Origin of the sequence: Pseudoalteromonas sp. NBT06-2, from assembly GCF_002276045.1 — a bacterium.
GTDB lineage: Bacteria > Pseudomonadota > Gammaproteobacteria > Enterobacterales > Alteromonadaceae > Pseudoalteromonas.
Map to the genome: position 1 here is coordinate 1 of NZ_NQMR01000278.1, position 2,612 is coordinate 2,612.

At 38.2% G+C, this 2,612-nt stretch carries 5 protein-coding genes and 1 pseudogene; 1 reads left to right on the forward strand and 5 read right to left on the reverse strand.

The window, feature by feature from the left end:
* The 5 genes and pseudogenes from CJF42_RS25265 to CJF42_RS25285 all read right to left on the reverse strand — a co-directional run.
* Positions 1-459: pseudogene (locus tag CJF42_RS25265) on the reverse strand (hypothetical protein); the annotation flags it as partial.
* Complete coding sequence (locus CJF42_RS25270) at positions 459-962, reverse strand: DUF1804 family protein (RefSeq protein ID WP_095369262.1); 504 nt, start codon at positions 960-962, stop codon at positions 459-461. The pseudogene CJF42_RS25265 and the gene CJF42_RS25270, both read right to left, overlap by 1 nt.
* A 1-nt stretch (position 963) precedes the next feature.
* Complete coding sequence (locus CJF42_RS25275; protein WP_095369263.1) at positions 964-1,233, reverse strand: hypothetical protein; 270 nt, start codon at positions 1,231-1,233, stop codon at positions 964-966.
* Between the two features lie 3 nt (positions 1,234-1,236).
* Positions 1,237-1,653, reverse strand: coding sequence for a glycoside hydrolase family protein (locus tag CJF42_RS25280; protein ID WP_095369264.1), 417 nt, complete (start codon positions 1,651-1,653; stop codon positions 1,237-1,239).
* Positions 1,619-1,891, reverse strand: coding sequence for a hypothetical protein (locus CJF42_RS25285; RefSeq protein ID WP_095369265.1), 273 nt, complete (start codon positions 1,889-1,891; stop codon positions 1,619-1,621). The genes CJF42_RS25280 and CJF42_RS25285 overlap by 35 nt, the downstream gene beginning before the upstream one ends.
* Before the next feature lie 294 nt (positions 1,892-2,185).
* On the opposite strand from CJF42_RS25285, the gene CJF42_RS25290 reads away from it, so the two are divergent.
* A complete protein-coding gene (locus CJF42_RS25290; RefSeq protein ID WP_141235677.1) occupies positions 2,186-2,494 on the forward strand; it encodes a hypothetical protein in 309 nt (102 codons plus the stop codon).
* Positions 2,495-2,612: the final 118 nt, after the last annotated feature.

Sequence of the window (2,612 nt, forward strand, 5' to 3'; positions counted from 1 at the left end):
AGCTGGCATCTTGGTTTCAGCACCAAACAGAATCACAAAGTCGACAAATAAACTCGGTGCCGATACCCCCAATTCGTCACACACATTAGAGTCTTGTAACAGTGCTTGAACAGCAACATAAACAGGTGCCAGTTTCACCGCTAAGGTCGATTTACCTTCACCGCGCGGGGCAACAAACCAGTTTTTCCAACCATTTTTAATCTTCATCGCTTCAGGAAACCAATTCATAAAGTAACCTTGAAACTCAGACTTTTCTTGGCCTTCATCTAACCACATATGGTGTGGGAAATAGGTATAAACAAAGTAATCAAAATCGCCACCAAGCACCCTTTTACGCCTTGCTTTTATGGCTTCAGGACTTGGGTCAATATCACGTTCTTTAGCTTCAATGTCTCTGCGTAAAGAACCTGCCAGCTTTTCAATTTCAAGTAAGAAATCTTTAGAGTTCATATCTGCCATTAGCCGTCAAACTCACTGTCTATACGCGCTGAAAAGGCGGTTAATATGTCAACAAAGGCAGGTGCATGTTCAGGGTGATGACTGGCAATAAATTGTGTGAGCAACTTAAGTACTTCAACAGCAATGGTGCGTTTTTCTAGCTTTTTATTACCGCCAGAATGCTTCATCACCTTCGCCATCATATCCGTTAAACTAGATAAGATTTTAGTTCTTTGCTCAAGACTCATCGCGTCACTGTCTTGCTTTAACATCGTGAAAGTTTCATTCACCTGAATGGTAAACTCTTCAATAAAGTCACTGGTAAACTCTCCGATGGTGCCTTCACTTCGCCTTGTGGCAGTACGGGCTAAATCCCAATCATCACCGTTGTCTTTGGCTTCCATTTTCCAACGTCTGGCAGTACCATCAGCAACACGGTGTTTTATAGCCGCAACCGACAAGGCCAGTAGTTCAGTAACATAGCTGTGCCTCACATTGGCTTTTGTTTCTACACCATGTGCCATGTTAAATACCGCCATTTTTTAATAATTCGGCTAACATCAAAACAGCTAAGCCCCCTGCACCACCCCCTGCTGCCACCTTAATGCGCATGTTAGTGACTTTGGTTTCAACCTTTTCAATGCGGTTTTCCACTTTATCAACACGACCATTAACAGTCGTGATAGACTTTTGAATATCCGCCTTCATTTCATGCATGCTTTTTAAAATGGCTTCTTGTGTTGATTCAATTGAGCCTAAGCTTTTAAATAATTGGTTTTCTTGCTCTGTATTCATCAATTACACTCCTTGCCATTGGCCTGTTTCCATCTGAAGTGCCAGTTGATTTGCTCTATCACCTACTTGCGTTGCCCAAAGGCTATTGAGCATGTGAGCTGCAGCTAAATCGTATTGACACATTTCAATAGAATGCAGGGTATTTTTAAATTTAAGTAAGCCTTTAATACCAAGATTAAATGCCATATTAATAAGCACAGCTAAGCGCGGTGCGTTACATTGGGAGGTATCAATTGAAGCGATAACCAGCTCGGTAAATTCAGCGATATCATTTTCAAGAAAATAGTCAGCCTCTGTTTGTGAAATCCCTTTTTGAGCAAGGTTTCTGCCGACACCGATTGTTAAGTACCCTGCTGAGCACAAATAAGGCATCAGTGTGGTGCCTTCATGATTGATAAGTTGCTGTTTTAGTTTTTCCATCGGCTTTCCTGTTTTGACGCTTTAAGCGCCGCTTGATTAAAATAAAACAGGCAGGCAGTGTTCTTTTTACGGGTTTTTTAATATTGCGTTTATCCAAAATGGTTCTGACTTGCTTGCGTAAAATAGCCAAGTAAGGAGAAGGACATTGGGCTGCTAACGCGATTTTTTCTTCTCGCGTTTTAGCATTGGCAATATGTTTAGCCAGTAAATAAATAGGTGCATGCGCTGTATCAGTCATGCATTGATTTAACTAAATTGGGGAATTCAAAAACACTGTAAAGTAGTTTTCACAGATAAGGGCGACACGATGATAGAGTGCCAGGCAATAGACAGGTTAAAACAAAAAGGCTTGCCATTACAAGAGGCAAGCCATTTTAATTTCAATACATACCTTTTTTTACTTACAGAGAAATAATATTCAACTTCACACAAAGCACATACTTAACACACATAACAAGAGTATAAAAATATCAACGTTGAAAAATCAGAAATTCAATGAGAAAACAAGATATTTAATATCTTGTTTTCTCATTTGCAAAATAAAGATTTTTATTTAATTTTACAAAATTTACGAGGTCATTCTATGGGATTTAATTCTATTAATAATGATTATGAATCATCTGAAGTCAGAAAAAATCAAAAAGAGTACCGTGGTAAACTAAAAAATACCAAAATACAAAAACAGAAACAAAAACAAGTGGAATTAGAACTTCTAAAGAAACTAAAACAAAAGACAAATGAAAAAACCATAGGTAATGCTAAAAGGGCAGCATATTGGATACTAGCTATATCTTCATTAATCGGATATGTGTATCTAGGAGTACACTTAGATGCCATTTAATAAAAAAGCCCTACTCATGAGTAGGGCTTTTTGGTTCATAGTTACGTATTTTGGAAAATCCTAACGATTCTATTTTGAGAGTCAATAAACTAAATCCCAAAACCAATTTGTTGTTGTC

Bases quoted from the DNA above. Each gene is read 5' to 3' on its own strand.
- CJF42_RS25285 (WP_095369265.1), bottom strand. From the start codon at position 1,891: ATGACTGATACAGCGCATGCACCTATTTATTTACTGGCTAAACATATT.
- CJF42_RS25280 (WP_095369264.1), bottom strand. From the start codon at position 1,653: ATGGAAAAACTAAAACAGCAACTTATCAATCATGAAGGCACCACACTG.
- CJF42_RS25275 (WP_095369263.1), bottom strand. From the start codon at position 1,233: ATGAATACAGAGCAAGAAAACCAATTATTTAAAAGCTTAGGCTCAATT.
- CJF42_RS25270 (WP_095369262.1), bottom strand. From the start codon at position 962: ATGGCACATGGTGTAGAAACAAAAGCCAATGTGAGGCACAGCTATGTT.